The 23036-nt window shown below is 62.9% G+C and carries 25 protein-coding genes; 17 read left to right on the top strand and 8 right to left on the bottom strand.

The annotated features are described in order from the left end of the window. Positions 1 to 40: 40 nt before the first annotated feature. The 15 genes from ACF8EF_RS02590 to ACF8EF_RS02520 all read left to right on the top strand — a co-directional run bounded on the left by ACF8EF_RS02590 (position 41) and on the right by ACF8EF_RS02520 (position 11829). A complete protein-coding gene (locus tag ACF8EF_RS02590) occupies positions 41 to 808 on the top strand; it encodes a heme ABC transporter permease (protein WP_010955058.1) in 768 nt (255 codons plus the stop codon). Beyond that, a complete protein-coding gene (gene ccmD, locus ACF8EF_RS02585; protein ID WP_003254380.1) occupies positions 805 to 981 on the top strand; it encodes a heme exporter protein CcmD in 177 nt (58 codons plus the stop codon). Before ACF8EF_RS02590 ends, ccmD begins: the two co-directional genes overlap by 4 nt. Continuing rightward, positions 978 to 1433, top strand: coding sequence for a cytochrome c maturation protein CcmE (ccmE, locus tag ACF8EF_RS02580; RefSeq protein ID WP_176685424.1), 456 nt, complete (start codon positions 978 to 980; stop codon positions 1431 to 1433). The genes ccmD and ccmE overlap by 4 nt, the downstream gene beginning before the upstream one ends. Further along, positions 1430 to 3418, top strand: coding sequence for a heme lyase CcmF/NrfE family subunit (locus tag ACF8EF_RS02575; RefSeq protein ID WP_176685425.1), 1989 nt, complete (start codon positions 1430 to 1432; stop codon positions 3416 to 3418). Before ccmE ends, ACF8EF_RS02575 begins: the two co-directional genes overlap by 4 nt. Next, complete coding sequence (locus tag ACF8EF_RS02570; protein WP_209967349.1) at positions 3415 to 3951, top strand: DsbE family thiol:disulfide interchange protein; 537 nt, start codon at positions 3415 to 3417, stop codon at positions 3949 to 3951. Before ACF8EF_RS02575 ends, ACF8EF_RS02570 begins: the two co-directional genes overlap by 4 nt. Continuing rightward, complete coding sequence (locus tag ACF8EF_RS02565) at positions 3948 to 4424, top strand: cytochrome c-type biogenesis protein (RefSeq protein WP_176685427.1); 477 nt, start codon at positions 3948 to 3950, stop codon at positions 4422 to 4424. The genes ACF8EF_RS02570 and ACF8EF_RS02565 overlap by 4 nt, the downstream gene beginning before the upstream one ends. Beyond that, positions 4417 to 5610, top strand: coding sequence for a c-type cytochrome biogenesis protein CcmI (ccmI, locus tag ACF8EF_RS02560; RefSeq protein WP_392461845.1), 1194 nt, complete (start codon positions 4417 to 4419; stop codon positions 5608 to 5610). Before ACF8EF_RS02565 ends, ccmI begins: the two co-directional genes overlap by 8 nt. Positions 5611 to 5622: 12 nt before the next feature. Then, positions 5623 to 6039: a hypothetical protein gene (locus ACF8EF_RS02555; RefSeq protein ID WP_176685429.1), complete on the top strand. Its 417-nt coding sequence runs from the start codon at positions 5623 to 5625 to the stop codon at positions 6037 to 6039. A 647-nt stretch (positions 6040 to 6686) separates the two neighbouring features. Next, positions 6687 to 6947: a hypothetical protein gene (locus ACF8EF_RS02550; protein WP_392461843.1), complete on the top strand. Its 261-nt coding sequence runs from the start codon at positions 6687 to 6689 to the stop codon at positions 6945 to 6947. A 28-nt stretch (positions 6948 to 6975) separates the two neighbouring features. Beyond that, complete coding sequence (locus tag ACF8EF_RS02545) at positions 6976 to 7914, top strand: 2-hydroxyacid dehydrogenase (RefSeq protein ID WP_392461841.1); 939 nt, start codon at positions 6976 to 6978, stop codon at positions 7912 to 7914. 51 nt (positions 7915 to 7965) lie between these two features. Further along, the gene (locus tag ACF8EF_RS02540) at positions 7966 to 8754 is read left to right on the top strand and encodes a PhzF family phenazine biosynthesis protein (RefSeq protein WP_392461840.1); all 789 of its coding nucleotides are present in this window, start codon (positions 7966 to 7968) and stop codon (positions 8752 to 8754) included. A 67-nt stretch (positions 8755 to 8821) separates the two neighbouring features. Next, entirely contained in the window at positions 8822 to 9229 is a 408-nt protein-coding gene (locus tag ACF8EF_RS02535) for a GFA family protein (protein WP_176685135.1), read from the top strand. Between the two features lie 126 nt (positions 9230 to 9355). Then, positions 9356 to 9694, top strand: coding sequence for an FKBP-type peptidyl-prolyl cis-trans isomerase (locus tag ACF8EF_RS02530; RefSeq protein WP_003254365.1), 339 nt, complete (start codon positions 9356 to 9358; stop codon positions 9692 to 9694). A 234-nt stretch (positions 9695 to 9928) separates the two neighbouring features. Then, positions 9929 to 10591, top strand: coding sequence for a histidine phosphatase family protein (locus ACF8EF_RS02525; RefSeq protein WP_176685136.1), 663 nt, complete (start codon positions 9929 to 9931; stop codon positions 10589 to 10591). A 44-nt stretch (positions 10592 to 10635) separates the two neighbouring features. After that, a complete protein-coding gene (locus ACF8EF_RS02520) occupies positions 10636 to 11829 on the top strand; it encodes a D-amino acid dehydrogenase (RefSeq protein WP_392461838.1) in 1194 nt (397 codons plus the stop codon). Between the two features lie 118 nt (positions 11830 to 11947). Here the strand turns inward: ACF8EF_RS02520 and ACF8EF_RS02515 are convergent, their stop codons facing one another. The 3 genes from ACF8EF_RS02515 to ACF8EF_RS02505 form a co-directional block, all read right to left on the bottom strand. Continuing rightward, entirely contained in the window at positions 11948 to 12676 is a 729-nt protein-coding gene (locus ACF8EF_RS02515) for an aspartate/glutamate racemase family protein (protein ID WP_392461836.1), read from the bottom strand. Positions 12677 to 12692: 16 nt separating this feature from the next. After that, positions 12693 to 14225, bottom strand: coding sequence for an NCS1 family nucleobase:cation symporter-1 (locus ACF8EF_RS02510; protein ID WP_392461834.1), 1533 nt, complete (start codon positions 14223 to 14225; stop codon positions 12693 to 12695). 496 nt (positions 14226 to 14721) lie between these two features. After that, complete coding sequence (locus tag ACF8EF_RS02505) at positions 14722 to 15159, bottom strand: Lrp/AsnC family transcriptional regulator (protein ID WP_003254357.1); 438 nt, start codon at positions 15157 to 15159, stop codon at positions 14722 to 14724. 133 nt (positions 15160 to 15292) lie between these two features. Here ACF8EF_RS02505 and ACF8EF_RS02500 point away from each other — a divergent pair, with 133 nt between their 5' ends. After that, positions 15293 to 16216: a DMT family transporter gene (locus tag ACF8EF_RS02500; RefSeq protein ID WP_176685139.1), complete on the top strand. Its 924-nt coding sequence runs from the start codon at positions 15293 to 15295 to the stop codon at positions 16214 to 16216. Positions 16217 to 16247: 31 nt separating this feature from the next. After that, on the top strand, positions 16248 to 17174 hold the full coding sequence (locus tag ACF8EF_RS02495; protein WP_392461832.1) for a class I SAM-dependent methyltransferase: 927 nt from the start codon (positions 16248 to 16250) through the stop codon (positions 17172 to 17174). A gap of 13 nt (positions 17175 to 17187) precedes the next feature. On the opposite strand, the gene ACF8EF_RS02490 is transcribed toward ACF8EF_RS02495, so the two are convergent. The 5 genes from ACF8EF_RS02490 to ACF8EF_RS02470 form a co-directional block, all read right to left on the bottom strand. Continuing rightward, positions 17188 to 18186: a sulfate ABC transporter substrate-binding protein gene (locus ACF8EF_RS02490; protein ID WP_103444723.1), complete on the bottom strand. Its 999-nt coding sequence runs from the start codon at positions 18184 to 18186 to the stop codon at positions 17188 to 17190. A 210-nt stretch (positions 18187 to 18396) separates the two neighbouring features. Further along, the gene (locus ACF8EF_RS02485) at positions 18397 to 19218 is read right to left on the bottom strand and encodes an ion transporter (RefSeq protein ID WP_176685142.1); all 822 of its coding nucleotides are present in this window, start codon (positions 19216 to 19218) and stop codon (positions 18397 to 18399) included. Between the two features lie 45 nt (positions 19219 to 19263). Then, positions 19264 to 20136, bottom strand: a complete 873-nt coding sequence (locus ACF8EF_RS02480; RefSeq protein WP_103462234.1) for an urea transporter — start codon at positions 20134 to 20136, stop codon at positions 19264 to 19266. A gap of 205 nt (positions 20137 to 20341) precedes the next feature. Then, on the bottom strand, positions 20342 to 21757 hold the full coding sequence (pyk, locus tag ACF8EF_RS02475; protein ID WP_003254349.1) for a pyruvate kinase: 1416 nt from the start codon (positions 21755 to 21757) through the stop codon (positions 20342 to 20344). Then, on the bottom strand, positions 21754 to 23028 hold the full coding sequence (locus tag ACF8EF_RS02470) for a glycerate kinase (RefSeq protein WP_392460635.1): 1275 nt from the start codon (positions 23026 to 23028) through the stop codon (positions 21754 to 21756). Before ACF8EF_RS02470 ends, pyk begins: the two co-directional genes overlap by 4 nt. Positions 23029 to 23036 lie beyond the last annotated feature (8 nt).

Below are 23036 nucleotides of genomic sequence, written 5' to 3'. Positions count from 1 at the left end.
CCGGGCTCTCAAGCCCGGCAAATACCCTGGATGTACCCTGATGAAAATAAGCTGGACGTGGTTCCACAAGCTGGGCTCCCCGAAATGGTTCTATGCCATCAGCGGCCGCATGCTGCCGTGGCTGGCCGGTGCTGCCGTGCTCCTGCTGCTGGTCGGCATCACCTGGGGCCTGGCCTTCGCCCCCCAGGACTACCAGCAGGGCAACAGCTTCCGCATCATCTATATCCATGTGCCGGCGGCGATGCTGGCGCAGTCCTGCTATGTGCTGCTGGCGGTGGCCGGGGTGGTGGGGCTGGTGTGGAAGATGAAACTGGCCGACGTCGCCCTGCAATGTGCCGCACCCATCGGCGCCTGGATGACCGCCGTGGCGCTGGTTACCGGCGCCATCTGGGGCAAGCCGACCTGGGGCAGCTGGTGGGTGTGGGATGCCCGCCTTACGTCCATGCTCATCCTGCTGTTCCTGTACTTCGGCATTATTGCGCTGGGCCAGGCGATCAGTAATCGTGACAGTGCGGCCAAGGCCTGTGCGGTGCTTGCGATTGTCGGTGTGGTGAATATCCCGATCATCAAGTATTCGGTGGAGTGGTGGAACACCCTGCACCAGGGCGCCACCTTCACCCTTACCGAAAAGCCGGCGATGCCGGCCGAAATGTGGCTGCCGCTGTTGTGCACGGCGCTGGGTTTCTACTGTTTCTTCGGCGCCGTACTGCTGCTGCGCATGCGCCTTGAAGTGCTCAAGCGCGAAGCACGCGCCAGTTGGGTCAGGGACGAAGTATTGAACAGCCTGGGGCGGAGGGCCGCACAATGAGCTTTGCCACTTTCGGTGACTTTCTCGCCATGGGCCACCATGGCCTGTACGTGTGGTCGGCCTATGGCATCTGCCTGGCGGTGCTGGCGCTGAACGTTGGTGCGCCACTGCTGGCCCGTCGTCGCTATTTGCAAGAAGAGGCGCGCCGTTTGCGCCGGGAGAACAACCAGTGAATCCGCAGCGCAAGAAACGCCTGTTGCTCATCGTCGGCCTGCTGGTCGGCGTCGGGGTTGCCGTCGGCTTTGCCTTGAGCGCATTGCAGCAGAACATCAACCTGTTCTATACACCGACCCAGATCGCCAACGGCGAAGCGCCGCTGGACACGCGCATTCGCGCTGGCGGCATGGTCGAGAAAGGCTCGGTTCAGCGCTCGGCCGACTCGTTGGACGTGCGTTTCGTGGTTACCGACTTCAACAAGTCGGTACCCATCACCTACCGCGGCATCCTCCCCGATCTATTCCGCGAAGGGCAGGGCATCGTCGCCCTTGGCAAGCTCAACGGCGAAGGTGTGGTGGTAGCCGATGAAGTGTTGGCCAAGCACGACGAGAAATACATGCCGCCCGAGGTCACCAAGGCGTTGAAGGAAAGCGGCCAGGCCGCTACCGGCGTAGAGGCCAAGCCATGAACGCAGCACTGGTAATTCCCGAACTGGGCCAGTTGGCGATGATTCTGGCGATCTGCTTTGCCGTCGTGCAGGCCAGTGTGCCGCTGCTTGGCGCGTGGCGTGGCGACAGCCTGTGGATGAGCCTGGCGCGGCCGGCAGCGTGGGGGCAGTTCGTCTTCCTGGCGTTTGCCTTTGCCTGCCTGACCCATGCCTTCATGACAGACAACTTCTCGGTCGCCTATGTGGCCAGCAACTCCAACAGCGCCTTGCCCTGGTACTACAAGTTCAGTGCGGTGTGGGGCGCCCATGAGGGTTCGCTGCTGCTTTGGGCGCTGATCCTCGGCGGCTGGACCTTTGCTGTGTCGGTGTTCTCCCGGCAGTTGCCGCAGGTCATGCTGGCCCGCGTGCTGGCGGTAATGGGCATGATCAGCGTGGGCTTCCTGAGCTTCCTGATCATTACTTCCAACCCGTTCCAGCGCCTGCTGCCGCAGGTGCCGACTGATGGCCGTGACCTCAACCCGCTGCTGCAGGACTTTGGCCTGATCGTTCACCCACCCATGCTCTACATGGGCTACGTGGGCTTTTCGGTGGCCTTCGCCTTCGCCATCGCCGCCTTGCTGGGCGGCCGGCTGGACGCTGCCTGGGCGCGCTGGTCGCGGCCGTGGACCATCGTCGCCTGGGCTTTTCTGGGTATTGGCATCACCTTGGGATCGTGGTGGGCCTACTACGAACTGGGCTGGGGTGGCTGGTGGTTCTGGGACCCGGTGGAAAACGCCTCGTTCATGCCTTGGCTGGTGGGCACGGCACTGATCCACTCGTTGGCGGTGACCGAGAAACGCGGGGTGTTCAAGAGCTGGACCGTGCTGCTGGCAATTGCCGCATTCTCGCTGAGCCTGCTGGGTACCTTCCTGGTGCGTTCCGGCGTGCTGACCTCGGTGCACGCGTTTGCCGCCGACCCGTCGCGCGGTATTTTCATCCTGTTTTTCCTGCTGTTCGTGGTCGGCGGGTCGCTCACGCTGTTCGCACTGCGTGCACCGGTGGTCAAGAGCCAGGTCGGTTTCGCCCTGTGGTCGCGTGAAACGCTGCTGCTGGCCAACAACCTGGTGCTGGTGGTGGCGGCTTCGATGATTCTGCTCGGTACCCTGTACCCGCTGGTGCTCGATGCCCTGACCGGTGCCAAGCTATCGGTCGGCCCGCCCTACTTCGACGCCTTGTTCCTGCCGTTGATGGCGCTGCTGATGGTGGTGATGAGCGTGGGCGTGGTGGTGCGCTGGAAGGACACCCCGGGCAAATGGCTGGCCAGCATGATGACCCCAGTGTTGATCGGCAGTGCCATCCTTGCTCCGGTTGCCGGCTTTATCGTCGACGACTTCGATTGGCCGACGCTGACGGCCTTCGCCCTGGCGTCTTGGGTAGTGCTTGGCGGGCTGCGTGACATTTTCGACAAGACCCGCCACAAGGGCCTGATCAAAGGCTTGCCGGGCCTGGGGCGCAGCTACTGGGGCATGCAACTGGCGCACTTGGGCCTGGCGGTGTGCGCGCTGGGCGTGGTGCTGTCCAGCAACAACAGCGCCGAACGCGACCTGCGCATGGCGCCGGGCGAAAGTGTGGAGCTGGGTGGCTACCACTTCCTGTTCCAGGGCGCCAAGCACTTCGAGGGGCCGAACTTCATCTCTGACAAGGGCACCATCGTGGTCAGCCGCGAGGGTCGTGAAGTGACCACACTGCACCCGGAGAAGCGCCTGTACACCGTGCAACAGTCGATGATGACCGAAGCGGGCATCGACGCCGGCTTTACCCGAGACCTGTACGTTGCGCTTGGTGAGCCACTGGAGAATGGCGCCTGGGCTGTGCGCGTACATATTAAGCCTTACGTTCGCTGGATCTGGCTGGGCGGTCTGCTGACCGGCCTGGGCGGGTTGCTGGCGGCCCTCGACCGGCGCTACCGCGTCAAGGTCAAGACCCGGGTGCGTGATGTCCTGGGCGTGTCTGGAGCAGCTGCATGAAGCGTTGGATCATGGTGGTGCCCCTTGCAGTGTTCCTGCTGGTGGCGGTGTTCCTCTACAAGGGGCTTTTCCTCAAGCCCGACGAGCTGCCTTCGGCAATGATCGGCAAACCGTTCCCGGTGTTTTCCCTGGCTTCGACACAGGGGGACCGCACTCTGACTCAGGCTGACTTGCAGGGTCGCCCGGCACTGGTCAATGTGTGGGCCACCTGGTGTCCATCATGCAAGGTCGAGCATCCGTACCTGAACCAGCTGGCACGGCAGGGTGTGGTGATCCATGGGGTCAACTACAAGGATGACAACGCCGCCGCGCAGAGGTGGCTGGCCGAGTTCCACAACCCCTACCAGCTGGATATTCGTGACGAGCAGGGCAGCCTGGGCCTGGACCTTGGGGTGTATGGGGCGCCGGAAACCTTCCTGATAGACGCCAAGGGCATCATCCGCTACAAGCACGTGGGTATCGTTGATGCCACGGTCTGGCGTGAACAACTGGCGCCGTTGTACCAGGGCCTGATCGACGAGGCCAAGCCATGAAGCGCTGGCTGGCAGCTGCGGTGCTGGGCATGAGCCTGGCCGGTGTGGCCAAGGCGGCTATCGACACCTACCAGTTTCGCGACGAGGCCGAGCGCGAGCGTTACCAACAGTTGACCAAGGAACTGCGCTGCCCCAAGTGCCAGAACCAGGATATTGCCGACTCCAACGCGCCGATTGCTGCCGACCTGCGCCGGGAAATCTTCCGCATGCTCGGCGAAGGCCAGAGCAACCAGCAGATCATCGACTTCATGGTCGATCGCTATGGCGACTTCGTGCGCTACAAGCCGGCGCTCAGCGCGCGTACCTGGCTGCTGTGGTTTGGCCCGGGGATCTTGCTGGCCGGTGGCTTCGTGGTGCTGGCGGTGATCGTGCGCCGGCGCCGTGCCACGGCTGCGCAAGGCACCGATGAGTTGTCTGCCGAAGAACGCGAGCGTCTCGCCAAACTGCTGGAAAAAGAACAGACCCATGATTGAATTCTGGCTTAGCGCGGGCCTTCTGCTGCTCGCTGCCCTCAGCTTTTTGCTGCTCCCGATCCTGCGTGGCCGCCGTCGCCAGCAGGAAGAAGACCGCACGGCCTTGAACGTGGCCCTCTACCAGGAACGCGTCGCCGAACTGGCGGCCCAGCAAGCCGCCGGTGTGCTCGATGAGGCGCAGATGGCCAAGGGCCGGGACGAGGCTGCCCGCGAGTTGCTGGCCGATACCGAAGGCGCCGAGGCCCCGCGCCAGGGGCATTTGGGCAAGGCGCTGCCGCTGCTGGCTGCGGTGCTGGTACCGCTGATGGCGCTGGGGCTGTACCTGCATTTTGGCGCGGCCGACAAGGTGGCGCTGACCCAGGAATTTGCCGAGGCACCCAAGTCGATGGATGAAATGACTACGCGCCTTGAGCGCGTGGTGCAGGCCCAGCCGGATTCGGCCGAGGCCATGTATTTCCTTGGCCGGGCCTACATGGCCGAGCAGCGCCCGGCCGATGCCGCGCGCACGTTCGAACGGGCCGTGGCCCTGGCTGGTCGTCAGCCCGAGCTGCTGGGGCAGTGGGCGCAGGCGCTGTACTTTGCCGCCAACAAGCAGTGGAGCCCGCAATTGCAGGCGCTGACTGACGAAGCGCTGAAGGCGGACCCTAACGAGGTGACCAGCCTGGGCCTGCGCGGTATTGCTGCGTTTGAAGGCGAGCGTTATCAGGAAGCCATCGACTACTGGAAGCGCTTGCTGGCGCAGTTGCCAGAAGGTGATTCATCGCGAGCGGCCCTGCAGGGGGGGATCGACCGTGCCGCCGAGCGCCTGGGTGGGGCGCCAGCGCAGGCCGAGCCTGCACCTGTGGCGGCTCGCCTGAAAGTACGTGTGGAACTGGCGGCTGCCTTGAAGGACAAGGTCAAGCCGGACGACACGGTGTTTATCTTCGCTCGCGCCAGCAAGGGCCCGCCGATGCCTCTGGCGGCCAAGCGGGTGACCGTGGCGCAGTTGCCGATCGAGGTGGAATTGTCTGATGCTGATGCGATGATGCCGCAGATGAAACTGTCGCAATTTGCTGAAGTCCAACTGGTTGCACGTGTTTCACGCGCGGGTCAGCCTACCCAGGGTGAGTGGATTGGCCGGGGTGCTCCGTTGTCTAGCGCCACCCAGGCTACCCAGCGCCTGACCATCGACACTCCAGACCAGTAAGAGAGCACTGCCATGCACAGCACCGTCCGCCTGACCCTGATTACCCTGGCCCTGGGTTTGTCTGCGTGTACGGTGCACGAGCCGTACGAGCAGCCCGCGCCACCGATCGAGCGTGTGCCGCCATCGGGGCCGGTGGTCAAGCCCTTGCCGGGCGGGCAGCCTGCCACTCAGCCGAGCAAGCCGGCGGCGATACCCAAGCCCATGCCGCGTACCTCGGCCAGCTTTGCGCCACCGCCTGGCGGGGCAAGCCACTGGGATCCCAGGCTGGGTGTATATGTGTTGGAGAAGCAGCCCAATACCTTCTACCGGCAGCGTACCTACTATCGGTTTGATAACGGCTGGAGCTGGTCGTTGAGCCCGAATGGGCCGTGGCAGGAAACTGACAGCAGCGGTGTACCAGGTGGGTTGGGGCGGGCGTTCGCACAGTAACGCTGTTTCTGTATTTACTTCTGCTTCTGCTTCTGCTTTTGCTTGTAAGCGCGCGATAGTTCAGGCGACGCAGATTGCGACTTCAGGAGGCCGAGCGCAGGGCTTGCGAAGGGAGGTGACGGGCATGGATGCCCGTCAAGCGCTGGGCCCCAGGATGGGGCCTGCAGCGCGGTCCTCCCGGGAGCAAGACCGTAGCGAGGGAACCCCGGAGCGTAGCGCAGGGGCCGGATGATAGGAGCCAGCGTTTTTTGGTTACTTTTTGTCGCGTTTGACAAAAAGTGACCCGCCGTAAGGGCGGAAAGGTGACTATGCGCCACCTGCGTGAATGAATACCTACTCGATGTGAGTGCCCACATCCAAGAAGCAAGAAGCAAGAAGCAAGAAGCAAGAAGCAAGAAGCAAGAAGCAAGAAGCAAATTCGTCTGTTTTGACTCAGCGAACCGTCCGTTTGCGATGGCGACGCTGACTCACCTTTTCGCCCTTACGGCGAGTCACTTTTTGTCAAACGCGACAAAAAGTAACCAAAAAACGCTGCTCCTATCATCCGGCCCCTGCGCTGCGCTCCGGGGTCCCCTCACTCCGGCCTTGCTCCCGGCAGGACCGCGCCGAAGGCCCCATCCTGGGGCCTCAGCGCTTGACGGGCATCCATGCCCGTCACCTGCCTCCGCAAGGCCTGCGTTCGGCCTCCTGAAGTCGCGAAGATCAAGATCAAGATCAACATCAACATCAACATCAACATCAACATCAACATCAACATCAACATCAAGATCAAGATCAACAGCAACAGCAACAGCAACAGCAACAGCAACAGCAACGCAGCAACGCAGCAACGCAGCAACGCAGAAACAGCACAGTACAGTTTTGCCTTGTTATTTCCATTGACTGTACCGGTCGGTGACTCCGCATAATGACGCCTCGAATTCACCCGGAGGTGGCATGCGCAAGACAGTCCTGGTACTGGTGGAAACCGTCGACGATTACCTGCCCATGCTGGAGCAGGCCGGTTACCACCTGATCCGTGCCCCTTCGCCGAAACTGCGCGCCGATGCCATTCATCGCCACGCCGAAGAAATCGATGCGGTCCTCACCCGTGGGCCGCTGGGGCTATCCGCCGCCGAAATTGACGCATTACCCAGATTGCAGATCATCTGCGTGATCGGCGCCGGCTACGAGCAGGTCGACCTGGCCGCCGCCGCTGCCCGCGGCATAACCGTCACCAATGGCGCCGGGGCCAATGCCGCGGCCGTCGCCGACCACACCCTGGCCCTGCTGCTGGCGCTGCTGCGCGACATCCCCCGTGCCGATGCCAGCACGCGGCGCGGTGAATGGAACCGGGTGATCAGCCCCTCGGTGAGTGGCAAGCGCCTGGGCATTCTCGGCCTCGGCGCAGTAGGGCTGGCGATCGCCAAGCGGGCCCACTTGGGCTTCGACATGCACGTCAGCTACCACAGCCGCACAGCACGCCAGGGGGTGCCCTATACCTGGTACGACAGCCCACGACACTTGGCTGAAGCCGCCGACATCCTGGTGGTGGCCACCCCCGGTGGCGCCAACACCCGGCATCTGGTCGATGCCCACGTCCTTCAGGCCCTGGGGGCTGACGGTTATCTGGTGAACATCGCCCGTGCCAGCGTGGTCGACACGCAGGCCCTGATTGCTGCATTGCAGCGTGGCCAGCTGGCTGGCGCCGCGCTGGATGTATTCGATGACGAGCCGGCAGTGCCCGATGCACTCAAGGCCTTGCCCAACACCGTGCTCACACCCCACGTGGCTGGCCAATCGCCAGAAGCCGCGCGCGACACGGTGGCCTTGGTGCTACGCAACCTGCAGGCGTTCTTTGCCGGTGAGCCAGTTTTGACCCCGGTACGCCCGTAACCCTTTTCCAGATATCTGCCTGGCAGCGCCCGGGCAACAAGGAGTGTGTGCATGCAACTCGAAATATTCCAGGTCGATGCCTTTTCCACTGAACCGTTCGGTGGCAACCCGGCCGCAGTGATCCCGCTGGACAGCTGGCTGCCGGACGATGTGCTGCAGCGCATTGCCGAAGAAAACAACCTGTCAGAAACAGCCTACTTCGTGCGCAACGGCGAAACGTTTGACTTGCGTTGGTTTACCCCCGCCGTGGAGGTCGACCTGTGCGGCCATGCTACCTTGGCCTCGGCTTACGTGCTGTTCGAGCAACTGGGTGAGCAGGCGCAAGTGCTGCGCTTCAATACCCGCAGTGGCGAGTTGCGCGTCAGCCGTGGCACTGATGGCCTGCTGGCCATGGACTTCCCGGCCAAGCAACCCGTAGCGGTGGACATACCGGCGGGCTTGTTGCAGGCGCTGGGCTTGAGCCAGGCTCAGGTGGTTTACCACAGTGACGATTATGTGGTGCTGATCGATGACGCCTTGCTGCTCGATACGTTGAACCCAGATTTTGTTGCACTGTCGGCCTTCGACGTCCGTGGCATTGCCGTGACCGCGGCAGGGCGTGGCTTTGACTTCGTCACCCGCTGGTTCGGCCCGCGGGTTGGTGTGAATGAAGACCCGGTAACCGGTTCGGCACACACCTCGCTGGCGCCGTTATGGGCCCAGAGGCTGGGCAAGAACGTGCTGAGCTGCGAGCAGGGCGGGGCACGCAAAGGGCAGTTGCAGTGCGAAGTGCCGGGCAATGGCCGCGTGATCATCAGTGGGCGGGCGGCGTTGTACCTGCGGGGCAATGTGTACATCTAGTATGGCGTGTGATGCCCTGGGGGGCTTCTATAATTGCAGGCCCATCTTTCCGTTCAAGGAGCCACCCATGGACCTGGAAAAACACGGCACCTGCCTGTGCGGCGACACGCGGCTGACGGTCAGCGTCGACAATACCCATATCAGCGCTTGTCATTGCAGCATGTGCCGCAAGTGGACCGGTGGCCCGCTGCTGGTGGTGCACTGCAGCAAGCCTCCGCTGATCGAAGGGCGTGCGCCGAGCGTCTATGATTCGTCCGACTGGGCCCAGCGTGCTTTCTGTGGCCGCTGTGGTACGCACCTGTACTACCGGCTCAAGGCCAACGACTTCCACGCCGTGCCGGTCGGCCTGCTCGATGGCGACCAAGCCTGGGATTTCGACCTGCAGATCTTCGTCGAACAGAAACCCGCGTGGTACTGCTTCGCCAATCAGACCAAGGAGCTGTCCGGCCAAGAGGTGTTCGAGCAGAACAGCTGATTCAACGTCATGTTGTACGGGGGCGTTCCGTCGGCGAATGCCTCCATACAATTCTGCGTGAACTTGCCAAACCGGTGCATTCCTGAGAAAAGGGCGGTTTTGTTTTTCAGCGTTTGGAGTGTACCCGTGAGCCAAGAACTGCAGATCATCGACCTGGTCGAGGGCGACGGCAAAGCCGCCGTCAAAGGTGCCCTGATCACCACCCAGTACACCGGCTGGCTGGCCGATGGCAGCGAGTTCGACTCGTCCTGGTCGCGCGGTAAGCCGTTTCAGTGCGTAATCGGTACCGGCAGGGTAATCAAAGGCTGGGACCAAGGCCTGATGGGTATGCGCGTTGGCGGCAAGCGCAAGCTGCTGGTACCGGCGCACCTGGGCTATGGCGAACGCAGCGTAGGGGCGATCCCACCGAATTCGGACCTGACCTTCGAGATCGAACTGCTGGAAGTGCTCACGCGGGATGATTGAGTGGGCACGTTGCAACCCGAAATTCTTGCACCTTACACAATTGCGCAACACCCAGCCCCTAATCTAGGCCTTGCCTAGGGAACGGCATCCACCTCCAGGGAGGAACCAAACGGGTTCGGGGCACTCTGACCCTCACGCGTTGCCAGGGATGGCATTCACTACATGGGCGCCCTGCAACTGGCCGGGCGATGTGGCGGGTAAACCCGATTTTCTCTGCCACACGAGCCTGCCTTGATGAAGTTGCCAACACTCTTCCGCCGTCGCCGTCACTTGCTGCTGAGTCTGTTGCTCACAGCCATCGCCGTACCGTTGGCGCTGGAGGCTGTCGAAAGCCGGGCACGACCGGTGGATGGCACCCAGACCCTGGTGTTTCTGCGTCATGGCGAGAAGCCGGGCGAGGGGCTCGGGCAGTTGAACTGCCAGGGCCTCAACCGTGCACTGGACCTGGCCACTGTACTGCCCGAGCGCTTCGGCAAGGCCGACTACGTGTTTGCCGCCAACCCCACGCGGCATGTCGAGGAAGGCAGCCGGGACGAAAGCTACAGCTACATCCGCCCATTGATGACCATCACCCCCAGTGCCATCCGCCTCGGCTTGCCGGTGAATATCGACTACGGCGCCAACGACACTGCTGAACTGGCCGATGAGTTGCTGAGCGACAAGTACCGCAATGCGACCATCTACACTGCCTGGTCCCACGGCTACCTGCCGGAACTGATCAACACCGTGGCCGGCAAGGCCCTGGGGGAGGAGCGGGTGATCACCGAGGATTGGAGCGGCGAAGACTTCGACACGCTCTATGTACTGACCCTGACCTGGCAAAACGGCAAAGCCAGCCTGCTGAGCCGTAATGTGCGCCAGGGCCTGAATGACGGTGCGCATAGCTGCCCGACCTGATCCGCTGGTACTGTTTGGCAAGGAAGCTGGAACAGGGATGAGCGATGAAGCAGCGGGTAACGGTGATCGGTGGTGGAGTGGTGGGCCTGGCGACGGCTTACGCGCTGGTTCGGGAAGGGTGGTCGGTTGACCTGATCGAGGCCCGCGACAGCCTGGCGTCGGCCACCAGCTTTGCCAATGGCGGGCAATTGTCCTATCGCTATGTGGCGCCGCTGGCTGATGCCGGGGTGCCGTGGCAGGCGCTGGGCTGGCTGTTGCAGGGCGAGTCGCCATTGCGATTGCGCTTGCGCATGGACCCGGCCCAGTGGCGCTGGCTGCTGGCATTCACCCTGGCTTGCCGGCGAAGCGTCAATCGCCGTAATGCCGGGCAATTGCTTGAGCTGGCGCTTTACAGTCAGGCCGTTCTGGCGCAATGGCGCGAGGACCAGAACCTGGGGGATTTTGCCTGGCGGCGCAATGGCAAGCTGGTGGCATTTCGCAGTGAACGGGCCTTTGCCCAAGGCCGGGAACAGTTGGCGGACCCGTCCAGTCAGCAGGTGCTGGCGGCTACCGAGCTGCGCGGGCTGGAGCCTGCCCTGGATGGCGCACCGTTTGTGGGTGGCGTGTTCACGGCGGGCGAAGAGGTTGGCGATTGTCACGTGTTTTGCTTGCGGCTGGAGGCGCTGTTGCGCGCGTCGGGCCAGTGCCATTTCCTGCTTGGCCGGCCGGTGACGCAATTGCTTCAGCGCCAGGGCCAGGTCGTGGCACTGCAACTGGGCGATCAGCAGCTGGACGTGGAGCAGTTGGTGCTGTGTGCCGGGCATCGCGGCCCAGGCTTGGCATTACCGGGGGTGCAGATACCAGTCTACCCGCTGAAGGGCTATAGCCTGACGGCACCGATCAGCGCCGCGCACCTGCCCCCGGAGGTGAGCCTTACCGACTATGAGCGCAAGATCGTCTACGCCCGCCTGGGGCAGCAGCTGCGGGTAGCGGCGATGGTGGACATTGTCGGGTTCGATGAGTCGGTGGACATGCGCCGTTTGCAGAGCATGCGGCGGCTGGCGCTGGAGACGCTGCCGAGGGCGGCGGATTATGGCCAGGCGGTGGAGTGGGCGGGGATGCGGCCGGCGACACCGACCGGGGTGCCGATCATCGGTGGGACGGTGTACCGCAACCTGTGGCTGAACCTGGGGCATGGCGCATTGGGATTCACCTTGGCCTGTGGCAGTGCGCAGCGCTTGGCCCGGATGATGCGTTAACCGGACCGGCCTCTTCGCGGCTAAAGCCGCTCCTACGAGGACCCCACGGTATTCAGGCTTGCGCTGGTCCTGTAGGAGCGGCTTTAGCCGCGAAGAGGCCGGTACAGGCGAAGGATATCTAGCGGCCGAAGCGCATCGGCCATCCCACCACTTTCTTCGCCCGTGGCGTCGCATAGGTGCGCACTTTGGACGTACTCAAACCCATGCGCACCAGCGATTCGGCAATGGTCACCGCTGCACTCACACCATCCACCACCGGCACGCCGGTACGTTGGCGAATCTGCTCGTCCAGCCCGGCCATGCCGCCACAACCCAGGCAGATCACCTCGGCATTGTCGTCACGCACGGCGCGTTCGGCCTGCTCGACAATCGCCTCCACGGCCCGCAGCGGGTCGGCTTCCAGTTCCAGCACCGCCAGCCCGCTGGCTCGCACCGAGGCGCAGCGGTCATACAGGCCCGAGAGCTTCAGGCGGTCCTCGATCAATGGCACGGTGCGGTCAAGCGTGGTTACTACGGAATAGGCGTGGCCCAGGTACATTGCTGTGCTGGCGGCGGCGTCAGTAATGTCCACCACAGGCACGTTAAGCAGTTCCTGCAGGCCTTCGCGGCCGTGTTCGCCATAACCGGCCTGGATCACGGCATCGTAAGGCCCTTCAAAGGCCAGGACCCTGTCCATCACCGCGATGGCCGCCAGGTAGCTCTCGAAGTTGCCCTCCACCGACTCGGCGCCGAACCAGGGTGTGAGGCCGACGATTTCGGTACCGGGTGCGGCCACCGCACGGGCCTGCTCGGCAATGGCTTGGGTAATGGCTTCGGTGGTGTTGACGTTGGCGATCAGAATACGCATGGGCAGTCCTCCTTGATCAATGGCCGCTGTGGTCGACGGCGATGCACTCGCCGCTGACGTCGTGGTAATGGCGGTTACGTGGCGCGATCAGCAGGTACAGGGCGGCGGCGATGCCGGCACCGATCAGCCAGGAGAACGGCGCGATACCGTGGAAGTTGGGCACCAGGGCCAGCACGATGGCCAGCAGTGCGGCCGGCACGAAGGCGGCCACGGCGCGCAGGTTGATGCCCTTGCTGTAGTGATAGGCACCGGCCGGGTGCTCGGTATACAGCTCTGGCACGTTGATGCAGCCTTTGCGCAGCAACCAGTAGTCGGACATGATCACGCCGTACAGCGGGCCGAGCAGGGCGCCCAGGCCCGACAGGAAGTACACGATCACCAGCGGGCTGTTGTACAGGTTCCAGGGCAGGATCAGCACCGCCAGGGTGGCGCTGATCAGCCCGGCACGGCGGAAGTTCAGGTGGCGCGGCGCCAGGTTGCTGAGTACGAAGGCCGGGGCGACGAAGTTGGCCATGATGTTCACCGCCACGGTGACGATCAGGAAGGCCAGGCAGCCGAGCACCAGGAATGGCGTGCTGGGTATGGCGGCGACGATCTGCGTCGGGCTGTCGATGATCTGGCCGTTGATCTGGAACTGCGCGCCGCACAGCACCACGGTGATCACGGCGAATACCAGGATGTTCACCGGCAGGCCCCAGAAGTTGCCGACGCGGATGGTCTTGCGGCAAGGCGAGGAGCGGGCGAAGTCACAGAAGTTCAGCACCAGGGTGCCGTAGATCGCCAGCCACAGTGCGCCGCCGGCAAAGATGTTGCGCCACATCTCATAGCCGGTCAGCGGGGTAGCCACCGACCAGGCAATGCGCGCGTCGGCCTTGACGTACATGAACACCGCCAGTGCGGCGACGGTCAGCAGGATCACAGGCCCGGCAAAGGCCTCGTAACGGCGCACCATCTCCATGCCGTAGGCCAGGATCACCAGCTGCACCAGCCAGATCGACACGAAACACACCCAGCCCAGGCTCGACAGGCCGAGGATGCTGTCGTGGTCGTAGGCTGCCAGTTGCGGCCACACGGCGGTGAGCAGCACCCGCAGCACCACCGATGCCAGGTAGGTCTGGATGCCGAACCAGGCGATGGCGATGATGGCTCGGATCAGCGCCGGTATCTGCGCGCCGTGGATGCCGAAGGCAATGCGGCTGATGACCGGAAACGGCACCCCGGTTTTCTGCCCCATGTAACCCGACAGGTTCATGAAGAAGTACACCAGTGCCGCGCCGATGGCCAGCGACAACAGAATTTGCCAGCCACCCAGGCCGAGGGCGAACAAGCCCATGGCGAACGAATAGTTGGCGATATTGTGCACATCGTTTGTCCACAGCGCGAAGATGCTGTAGCCGCCCCAGCGACGGCCTTCCATACGCGTTGGCGCCAGGTCGCGGTTATGCAGGCGCGGGCTGAGAACAAGGTCCGGCTGGTGGCCGGCAAGCGTGGACGCGGGGTGTGTGCTGGCGACGGATTGTTCAGGGGCAAGGTCGAGGCTGCTACTCATTCCGGCGGGCTCCTGATGCACATGGACTGCGATGAGCGGGCATGCGCACGGGCTCGCCATCTCGTCGGTGCAGCGTTGGCATCACAGGGTTGTGGGCGCGGCGGCCGATATTGGGTCGGCGTCGCGGATTCTTGTGTATCTATGTTTTGTTTAAGTTGTATACAAAACACGAACACTCAAAAGCGAGTTCCATGCCAAGGGAAGAGCAGGTTTCAGCAGGCGATCATTTCGAACTTATCTTGTTAAAAGGTAAGTTAATGAAATACAGAGAATATAAGTTGACCAAGTGAACAAGTTATATTTTTTTAAAGATTGATTAGTTGATCATTTGGTCAAAATAACGGGTGGGAAGTGTGTAACGAATTGGGGCGCTGCTGAAGAAAGTGCACACAAAAATGGCACCTATGGTTACGTTTTTGTGTACAAAAAATAGTCAACTTTTCCAGTGCTGGCCTCTTCGCGGGCACGCCTGCGAAGAGGCCAGCACAGAAGCCAATCAATCCATTGGCGGCAACCGCCGCTTGACCGGGGTCTTCTTGATGATCGCGGTATTGGTCTCAGCCAGCACATTCATGAGGTCGAGCAGCGTGTCCAACTGCTCCATCGAGCGCACATGCAGTCGGGCGACGAAGCAGTCTTCGCCAATGACCTTGTCGCATTCGGTGAACTCAGGGATGGCAATGATCTGGCGCTCCACTTCTTGCAGCTTCCCCGGTAGCGGACGGATGCGCACGATCGCCTGCAACTGGTAGCCAAAGGCGCGTGGGTCGACCTCCACGGTATAGCCGCGCAGCACGCCACGCTCTTCCAGCCGGCGCAGGCGCTCGCTGACGCTGGGTGCGGACAGCCCGCTGACCTGCGCCAGAGCCTTGAGCGAGCGGCGCGAGTCCTCCATCAGGGCATTGATCAATAGTTGGTCGATGGCATCGGTCATACCCACCTCATCAGGTAATTCGTGTTATTTGCCTTGATAGTAAAGGCAGATCCACGAATATGCCTTGGTTATCCGCTGGATGGCCAGGCTGTTGCCTTTGCATACTGTGGCCATCATCAACGGGAGATTTGAGATGGACAGTTCATTGCGCCGTGGCTCGCTGGAAATGGTCGCCGCCATGCTGATTTCCGGGACCATTGGCTGGTTCGTGCTGGTGTCCGGCCAGCCGGTGCTGGATGTGGTGTTCTGGCGCTGCGTGTTCGGTGCCGTGACCTTGCTGGCGATTTGCGCCGCGTTTGGCTTTCTGCGCCCAGGTGTGATCAGCCGCACGGCATTTTTGCTGGCGATTGCCAGTGGGGCGGCCATTGTCGGCAACTGGCTGCTGTTGTTTGCCTCGTACGCGCGGGCGTCGATTGCCATCGGCACGGCGGTTTACAACGTGCAGCCATTCATTCTGGTGGGGCTGGCGGCGCTGTTTCTGGGCGAAAAGATCACCTTGGCCAAGGTGACCTGGCTGAGTGTGGCGTTCCTCGGCATGCTGGCCATCGTCAGTGCCCATGGCGCTGGGCAAAGTAATGGCGAGGACTATCTGCTGGGGATTGCCCTGGCGCTGGGGGCGGCGTTTCTGTATGCAATCGCGGCCTTGATCATCAAGCGCCTGAGTGGCACGCCCCCGCACCTGATTGCGTTGATTCAGGTAACCACGGGTGTGTTGCTGCTGGCGCCATGGGTCACGCTTGGCGGGTTGCCGGTTGAAATGCCGGCGTTGGCCAGCTTGTTGACACTGGGCATGGTGCACACCGGCCTGATGTATGTGCTGTTGTACAGCGCCATCCAGCGTTTGCCCACGGCGTTGACCGGTGCGCTGTCGTTCATTTACCCGATTGCGGCAATTCTGGTGGACTGGGTGGCGTTCGGGCACCGCCTGGCGCCGCTGCAGTGGCTGGGTGTGGGGTTGATCCTGCTGGCGGCGGCGGGCATGCAGCAGGGGTGGTGGTTCCGCTCGGCGCGGCATCCTGTAGGCGCGGGTTTACCCGCGAAGAGGCCCGCAAGGTAGAATGCCGCTTTTTGCCAGCCTGCGATCCGCCATGACCTCGCCAATCGATACCCTCGAGCAGCACCTGCTCGCCGCCCTCGACCCTGCCCCACAGGAAACCCGCCGCCTGTTCCACGGTCGCGGCCGCTGCTGGCCGGGCCTGGAGCAGGTCACCGTCGACTGGCTGCAGGGCGTGCTGTCGGTCGCCTTGTTCCGTGAGCCGGCCGAAGGCCAGCTCGCCGAACTGGAAGCCATGCTGCGCAGCTTGGCCGAGCGCCCGCAGTGGACTGGGCAGGCAGTCATCATCCAGCACCGCTACCTGCCCGACAGCCCGGGCCAGTGGCTGCTGGGCGAGCCGTGCCAGCAACGCGAAGTGATCGAGGACGGCCTGACCTACCTGCTGGACTTGGGCGTGCGGCAAAACAATGGCCTGTTCCTCGACATGCGCTATGGCCGCCGCTGGGTGCGCGAGCAGGCCGCGGGCAAGCGCGTGTTGAACCTTTTTGCTTATACCTGCGGCTTTTCCGTGGCAGCGATTGCCGGTGGCGCCGAGCAGGTGGTGAACCTGGACATGGCCAAGTCGGCCCTGTCGCGGGGCCGGGACAACCATCGCCTCAATGGCCACGATGCATCACGGGTGGCATACCTGGGGCATGAACTGTTCAAGTCGTGGGGCAAGGTGCGCAAGTACGGGCCTTATGACCTGATCATCATCGACCCGCCAACCTTCCAGCGTGGCAGCTTTGTGCTGACCCAGGATTACGCAAAGATCCTGCGGCGTTTGCCTGAGTTGTTGAGCGAAGGCGGGACGGTGCTGGCGTGTGTCAACGACCCGGGGATCGGGCCTGAGTTTCTGATCGAAGGCATGGCAGAGCAGGCGCCTTCGCTGGCTTATGTCGAGCGCCTGGAAAACCCGCCGGAATTTCCGGACGTTGACCCGGCGGGGGGGCTGAAGGCCTTGGTGTTCCGCCGGGTTTGATGTTGCTCGTGCGTTACTGACCGGTATAGATCTGGTCAAACACCCCACCATCATTGAAGTGGGTCTTCTGCACGGTACGCCAGTCACCGAAGGTTTTCTCCACCGACAGGAAGTCCACTTTCGGGAAGCGGTCGGTGTACTTGGCCAGTACCGTTGCATCACGCGGGCGCAGGTAGTTGTTGGCGGCGATCTCCTGGGCTGCTGGTGACCACAGGTACTTCAGGTATTCCTCGGCCACGGCCTGGGTGCCTTTCCGGGCCACTACCTTGTCGACCACCGTCACCGGTGGCTCGGCTTCGGCCGATACGCTTGGGTAGACCACTTCGAACTGGTCGCGGCCAAACTCGCGGGCGATCATCTCGGCTTCGTTCTCGAAGGTGACCAGTACGTCACCGATCTGGTTGGTCATGAACGTGGTGGTGGCGGCACGGCCACCGGTGTCCAGCACGGGTGCCTGCTTGAACAGCTTGCCGACGAAGTCGCGGGCTTTGCTTTCATCGCCGCCTTGCTTGAGTACGTAGCCCCAGGCCGACAGGTAGGTATAGCGGCCATTACCCGAGGTTTTCGGGTTGGGCACGATCACCTGGACACCGTCCTTGAGCAGGTCGGGCCAGTCTTTGAGGGCTTTCGGGTTGCCCTTGCGCACGATGAACACAGTGGCCGAGGTGAACGGCGCGCTGTTGTTCGGCAGGCGGGTTACCCAGTTGTCGGGCACCAGCTTGCCCTTGTCTGCCAGGGCGTTGATGTCGGTGGCCATGTTCATGGTGATGACATCGGCCGGCAGGCCATCGATCACCGCACGGGCTTGCTTGCTCGAGCCGCCGAAGGACATCTGCACGTTGACCTTCTCGTTGTGTTCGGCTTCCCAGTGCTTCTGGAAGGCCGGGTTGTAGTCCTTGTAGAAGTCGCGCATCACGTCGTAGGAAACGTTGAGCAGGGTGGGGGCGGCCTGGGCGAGGTTACCCAGGGCCAGGCCTGCGGCGAGCAGCGAGGCGGTGAAGAGCTTTTTCACGATGCTTCCTTGTTCTTGAAGGGTGTTGGGGCAGATTGCCAGCGACTATAGCGGGTGGGTTTATACGGGTTAAAGAACAAAAAATGCTTTGGTTATGCTTCTGCCTGTGCCGGCCTCTTCGCGGGTAAACCCGCTCCTACGGGGGACCGCGCACGGTCCGCGCCTGTTGTAGGAGCGGGTTTACCCGCGAAGAGGCCGGCACAGGCGCTATCACGCTTTGGGAAACAACCCATTCCCACAGCGAGAACAGAACGCTGCCCCATGCTCGTGGGTCTTCTTGCAGCAGGTCGGGCAATCATGCTGCAACTGCTCCCCGCGCATGGCATTTGCCAGCTCTGCCGTGAAGATACCGGTCGGCACGGCAATGATCGAATAACCGGTGATCATCACCAGCGACGACAGCACCTGCCCCAGCGGAGTCTTCGGCACGATGTCGCCAAAGCCCACGGTGGTCAGGGTAACGATGGCCCAGTAGATGCCTTTGGGGATGCTGGTAAAACCATGCTCAGGCCCTTCGATCACGTACATCAGCGTGCCGAACACGGTCACCAGCGTCGATACCGTCACCAGGAACACGATGATCTTCTGTTTGCTGCCGCGCAGTGCCTCCATCAGGTAATGGGCCTGCTTGAGGTACGGGCTGAGCTTGAGTACACGGAAGATCCGCAGCATCCGTATCACACGAATGATCAACAGGTACTGGGCGTCGCTGTAGTACAGCGCGAGGATCCCCGGCACGACCGCCAGTAAATCGACCAGGCCATAGAAACTGAAGGCATAGCGCAACGGCTTCGGCGAGCAGTACAGGCGGGTGATGTATTCGGCCAGGAAGATCGCGGTAAAGCCCCACTCGATGCCGGCCAGCAGGCCGGCGTAGCCTTGGTGTACTTCGTCGATGCTGTCGAGGATCACCGTGACCAGGCTGGCCAGGATGATCAGTAGCAGGATCTTGTCGAAGCGGCGACCGGCTACGGTGTCGGTCTGGAAGACGATGACGAAGAGCCGCTCGCGCAGACTCGCTGGGTTGTTCATTGGCTCGTTCCACAAAAGCGATGGGCTGAGCCTAGGGGTTGCGTTTCAGCTGTGCAAGCGGCTGGCGTTGCGCTGCCTGGGTTGTGCCAGGTAGCTGCCCAAGTGCATCAGCCAACAGGCGGCAACGAAGGGGGCGGTCAGGGCAGGCAGCGGCAACAGCTTGAACAGCGGTTGCAGCAGCAGGGCCAGGGCTACTGCCAGCAACGTCACCCATGGTTTTTCGCCCTGGCGGCTAAACGCCAAGGCTGCCAGCGCGGCGTTGAAGCCGCAAAGGCCTAACCATGCGGCCTGTGCATGATCGGCGAGCAGGGCCACGCCGCCACCAATGGCCGAACCGATCACCGCCCACAACGCCGCATAGGGGTTGGCGATGAACATGCCGACGATGATCAGCAACCCGGCCAAGGGCTGGTCGAGCAGGAAGATCTGGCCCACGCCGCGGGCCAACGCATACAGCGGGTCGGCTTCGACGAAGCCGCTGGGCGAGGGGCTGGCGACCAGCAGTGTGGCCCAGCCCAGCAATACGAAAGGGGAGGTGTAGGCAATCAGCAACTTGCCGCCACGCTTGCGCCACTGGTGGGTGATGATGCTGGACAGGCCGCCGGCGGCGATGATCAGTGGCGGCAGGATCGCCGACCAGGGCAGCACCGCGCTGATCAGGATGCCGATCAGCACGCCGTTGTAGCAGTACAGCCCCGCTTGGCGGTCGGCACGGTCATAGCCGCGTGCCTGGGCGGTGAGCAGGCCGGCCAAGGCACCAAGCAGCGCGCCGCCGACCAGGTTGGGCGCCGTCAGCAGGATGGCCAGCAGGCAGCACAGGCCGCACAGGGGGTTGCGCAGCAGCAGCACCTGGCTGAAGCCGTTGAGTAACGCCGTGGCCCAGTCGGGGCACGGGTTGACGAAATTTTTGGTGTACATGGGGCAGTCAGTGAGGTTGATGGGGAGCGGTGGGCCTCTTTGGGCCTCGGTTTTCCGCGGTTGGGTAGAGCGATATTCGGGGAGGGCTTTGCCCTCCAATCGCGACACAAGGCCGCTCCCACAGGGATCGCATTCCCTTGTGCCAGCGCGGCCCTGTGGGAGCGGCCTTGTGTCGCGAAAGGGGCGCAACGCGCCCCCGGCAATCTCAGATCAAAGTCTCGATCCGCAGCGTGTTGGTCGTACCCGGCTTGCCGAAAGGCACGCCAGCGGTGATCAGCAACGTGTCGCCACGGCTGGCCATGCCTTGCGCCTGGGCAATCTCCAGGGCGGTGGAAACCACCTCGTCGACCTGACGCAGACGGTCGTTGACCACCGAATGCACGCCCCAGGCCACGCTCAGGCGGCGCGCGGTGTTCAGGTTCGGCGTCAGGTTGAGGATCGGTGCCCGTGGCCGCTCACGTGCCGCGCGCAGGGTCGAGGCACCCGACTCGCTGTAGTTGACCAGCACCGCCACCGGCAGAATGCCGCTGATGCGGCGGATGGCGCAGCTGATGGCATCCGATACGGTCGCTTCGGCCTTTGGCCGGCCGACGTCGAGCTGGGCCTGGTAGTCCGGGCCGTTCTCCACCTGGCGGATGATCTTGCTCATCATCTGCACAGCTTCCAGCGGGTAGTCGCCCGAGGCCGTCTCGGCCGACAGCATCACAGCGTCGGCACCTTCGGCCACCGCGTTGGCCACGTCGGTGACTTCGGCACGGGTTGGTGCTGGCGAGAAACGCATCGACTCGAGCATCTGCGTGGCCACCACCACCGGCTTGCCCAGCTGGCGGCAGGTACCGATGATGCGCTTCTGGATCTGCGGCACGCTTTCGGCCGGTACTTCCACGCCCAAGTCACCACGGGCCACCATGATCGCGTCTGCCAGTTCGGCGATGGCTTGCAGTTGCTCCACCGCCGATGGCTTCTCGATCTTGGCCATCAGGTAGGCGCGGTCGCCAATCAGCTGGCGCGCTTCGACGATGTCTTCAGGGCGCTGCACGAACGACAGGGCGACCCAGTCCACACCCAGCTCCAGGCCAAAGGCCAGGTCGCGGCGGTCTTTTTCGGTGAGCGGGGAGAGGTCGAGCACCGCTTGCGGTACGTTGACGCCCTTGCGGTCGGAAAGCTCGCCACCGTTCAGTACCTCGGTGTCGATGGCGTCGCTGTGCTTGGCGGTAACGCGCAGACGCAGCTTGCCGTCGTCCAGCAGCAGGTCCATGCCGGGCTCAAGGGCGGCGATGATTTCGGGGTGCGGCAGGTTGACCCGGCGGCTGTCGCCCGGGGTTTTGTCCAGGTCCAGGCGCAGGGCCTGGCCGCGTTGCAGCTGCACCTTGCCTTCGGCAAAGCGGCCAACGCGCAGCTTCGGCCCTTGCAGGTCCATGAGGATACCCAGCGGGTAGTTCAGTTGCTGCTCGACTTCGCGGATCCACTGGTAGCGCAGGGCGTGGTCGGCATGCTCGCCATGGCTGAAGTTGAGGCGGAAGATGTTCACCCCGGCTTCGACCAGCTGGCGGATATCGTCGATGCCGTTGATCGCAGGGCCAAGGGTGGCGAGGATCTTTACTTTTTTATCAGGCGTCATGATTGGGCAGTCTCGAGGATCAGGATGGCGCGGAAGTCGTTGACGTTGGTGCGAGTCGGTTCGGTGACGATCAGCGCATCCAGCGCGGCGAAGTAGCCGTAGCCGTTGTTGTTGTCCAATTCGTCGCTGGCCGACAGGCCCAACGCTTCGGCGCGGTCGTAGCTGGCGGGGGTCATGAAGGCACCGGCGTTATCTTCCGAGCCATCGATGCCGTCGGTGTCACCGGCCAGGGCGTAAACACCCGGCAGGCCTTTCAGGCTTTCGGTGAGGCTGAGCAGGAACTCGGCGTTGCGCCCGCCACGGCCATTGCCGCGTACGGTCACGGTGGTTTCGCCACCCGACAGGATCACGCAGGGCGCCTTGAGCGGTTGGCCGTGCTGAACGATTTGCCGGGCGATACCGGCATGCACCTTGGCCACTTCGCGCGATTCGCCTTCAAGGTCGCCGAGGATCAGCGGGCTGAAACCGGCCTGACGGGCTTTGACGGCGGCGGCCTCGAGCGACTGCTGGGGTTTGGCGATCAACTGGAAGTGGCTGCGGGCCAGGGCCGGGTCATCGGCCTTGACGGTTTCCGAGGCCGGGTTGTTCAGCCAGTCGATGACCGCTTTGGGCGCTTCGATGTTGTAGCGTTTGAGGATGGTCAGGGCGTCGGCCGAGGTGCTCGGGTCGGCCACGGTGGGGCCAGAGGCGATTACCGTGGCGAGGTCGCCCGGTACATCGGAAATGGCATAGGTGTAGACCGTGGCCGGCCAGCAGGCCTTGGCCAGGCGCCCGCCCTTGATCGCCGAGAGGTGCTTGCGCACGCAGTTCATCTCGCCGATGGTGGCGCCGGATTTCAGCAGCGCCTTGTTGATCTGCTGCTTGTCGGCCAGGGTCAGGCCCTCGGCAGGCAGGGCCAGTAGCGCCGAGCCACCGCCAGACAGCAGGAAGATGACGCGGTCGTTTTCGTTGAGGTTGCTGACCAGGTCCAGCACGCGCTTGGCCACAGCCAGGCCGGCAGCGTCCGGGACCGGGTGGGCGGCTTCGACCACCTCGATCTTCTGGCAGTTTGCACCATGGCCGTAGCGGGTGACGACCAGGCCGGAGACTTCGCCCTGCCAGCTTTTCTCGACCACTTCGGCCATGGCGGCTGCGGCCTTGCCGGCGCCGATGACGATAACCCGGCCGCTGCGATCGGCGGGCAGGTAGGGTTCGAGGACTTGACGGGGGTGGGCGGCGGCGATGGCTGTGTCGAACAGCTCGCGGAGAAGTTTTTGCGGATCGACCGACATGGCAGGCT

The sequence above is a fragment of the Pseudomonas sp. zjy_15 genome, assembly GCF_043101865.1.
GTDB classification, from domain to species: Bacteria; Pseudomonadota; Gammaproteobacteria; order Pseudomonadales; family Pseudomonadaceae; genus Aquipseudomonas; species Aquipseudomonas putida_Y.
The sequence above is the reverse complement of the archived record's forward strand: the minus strand, read 5'-3'. Positions and strand labels throughout refer to the sequence as shown.

Coding starts and splice junctions, on each gene's coding strand:
- ACF8EF_RS02540 (WP_392461840.1), top strand. CDS start 7,966: ATGCAACTCGAAATATTCCAGGTCGATGCCTTTTCCACTGAACCGTTC.
- ACF8EF_RS02495 (WP_392461832.1), top strand. CDS start 16,248: ATGACCTCGCCAATCGATACCCTCGAGCAGCACCTGCTCGCCGCCCTC.
- ACF8EF_RS02575 (WP_176685425.1), top strand. CDS start 1,430: ATGAACGCAGCACTGGTAATTCCCGAACTGGGCCAGTTGGCGATGATT.
- pyk (WP_003254349.1), bottom strand. CDS start 21,757: ATGACGCCTGATAAAAAAGTAAAGATCCTCGCCACCCTTGGCCCTGCG.
- ACF8EF_RS02510 (WP_392461834.1), bottom strand. CDS start 14,225: ATGAGTAGCAGCCTCGACCTTGCCCCTGAACAATCCGTCGCCAGCACA.
- ACF8EF_RS02525 (WP_176685136.1), top strand. CDS start 9,929: ATGAAGTTGCCAACACTCTTCCGCCGTCGCCGTCACTTGCTGCTGAGT.
- ACF8EF_RS02520 (WP_392461838.1), top strand. CDS start 10,636: ATGAAGCAGCGGGTAACGGTGATCGGTGGTGGAGTGGTGGGCCTGGCG.
- ACF8EF_RS02565 (WP_176685427.1), top strand. CDS start 3,948: ATGAAGCGCTGGCTGGCAGCTGCGGTGCTGGGCATGAGCCTGGCCGGT.
- ACF8EF_RS02480 (WP_103462234.1), bottom strand. CDS start 20,136: ATGTACACCAAAAATTTCGTCAACCCGTGCCCCGACTGGGCCACGGCG.
- ACF8EF_RS02570 (WP_209967349.1), top strand. CDS start 3,415: ATGAAGCGTTGGATCATGGTGGTGCCCCTTGCAGTGTTCCTGCTGGTG.
- ACF8EF_RS02470 (WP_392460635.1), bottom strand. CDS start 23,028: ATGTCGGTCGATCCGCAAAAACTTCTCCGCGAGCTGTTCGACACAGCC.
- ACF8EF_RS02550 (WP_392461843.1), top strand. CDS start 6,687: ATGCCCGTCACCTGCCTCCGCAAGGCCTGCGTTCGGCCTCCTGAAGTC.
- ACF8EF_RS02515 (WP_392461836.1), bottom strand. CDS start 12,676: ATGCGTATTCTGATCGCCAACGTCAACACCACCGAAGCCATTACCCAA.
- ccmD (WP_003254380.1), top strand. CDS start 805: ATGAGCTTTGCCACTTTCGGTGACTTTCTCGCCATGGGCCACCATGGC.
- ACF8EF_RS02505 (WP_003254357.1), bottom strand. CDS start 15,159: ATGACCGATGCCATCGACCAACTATTGATCAATGCCCTGATGGAGGAC.
- ACF8EF_RS02535 (WP_176685135.1), top strand. CDS start 8,822: ATGGACCTGGAAAAACACGGCACCTGCCTGTGCGGCGACACGCGGCTG.
- ACF8EF_RS02590 (WP_010955058.1), top strand. CDS start 41: ATGAAAATAAGCTGGACGTGGTTCCACAAGCTGGGCTCCCCGAAATGG.
- ACF8EF_RS02485 (WP_176685142.1), bottom strand. CDS start 19,218: ATGAACAACCCAGCGAGTCTGCGCGAGCGGCTCTTCGTCATCGTCTTC.
- ACF8EF_RS02500 (WP_176685139.1), top strand. CDS start 15,293: ATGGACAGTTCATTGCGCCGTGGCTCGCTGGAAATGGTCGCCGCCATG.
- ccmI (WP_392461845.1), top strand. CDS start 4,417: ATGATTGAATTCTGGCTTAGCGCGGGCCTTCTGCTGCTCGCTGCCCTC.
- ACF8EF_RS02545 (WP_392461841.1), top strand. CDS start 6,976: ATGCGCAAGACAGTCCTGGTACTGGTGGAAACCGTCGACGATTACCTG.
- ACF8EF_RS02555 (WP_176685429.1), top strand. CDS start 5,623: ATGCACAGCACCGTCCGCCTGACCCTGATTACCCTGGCCCTGGGTTTG.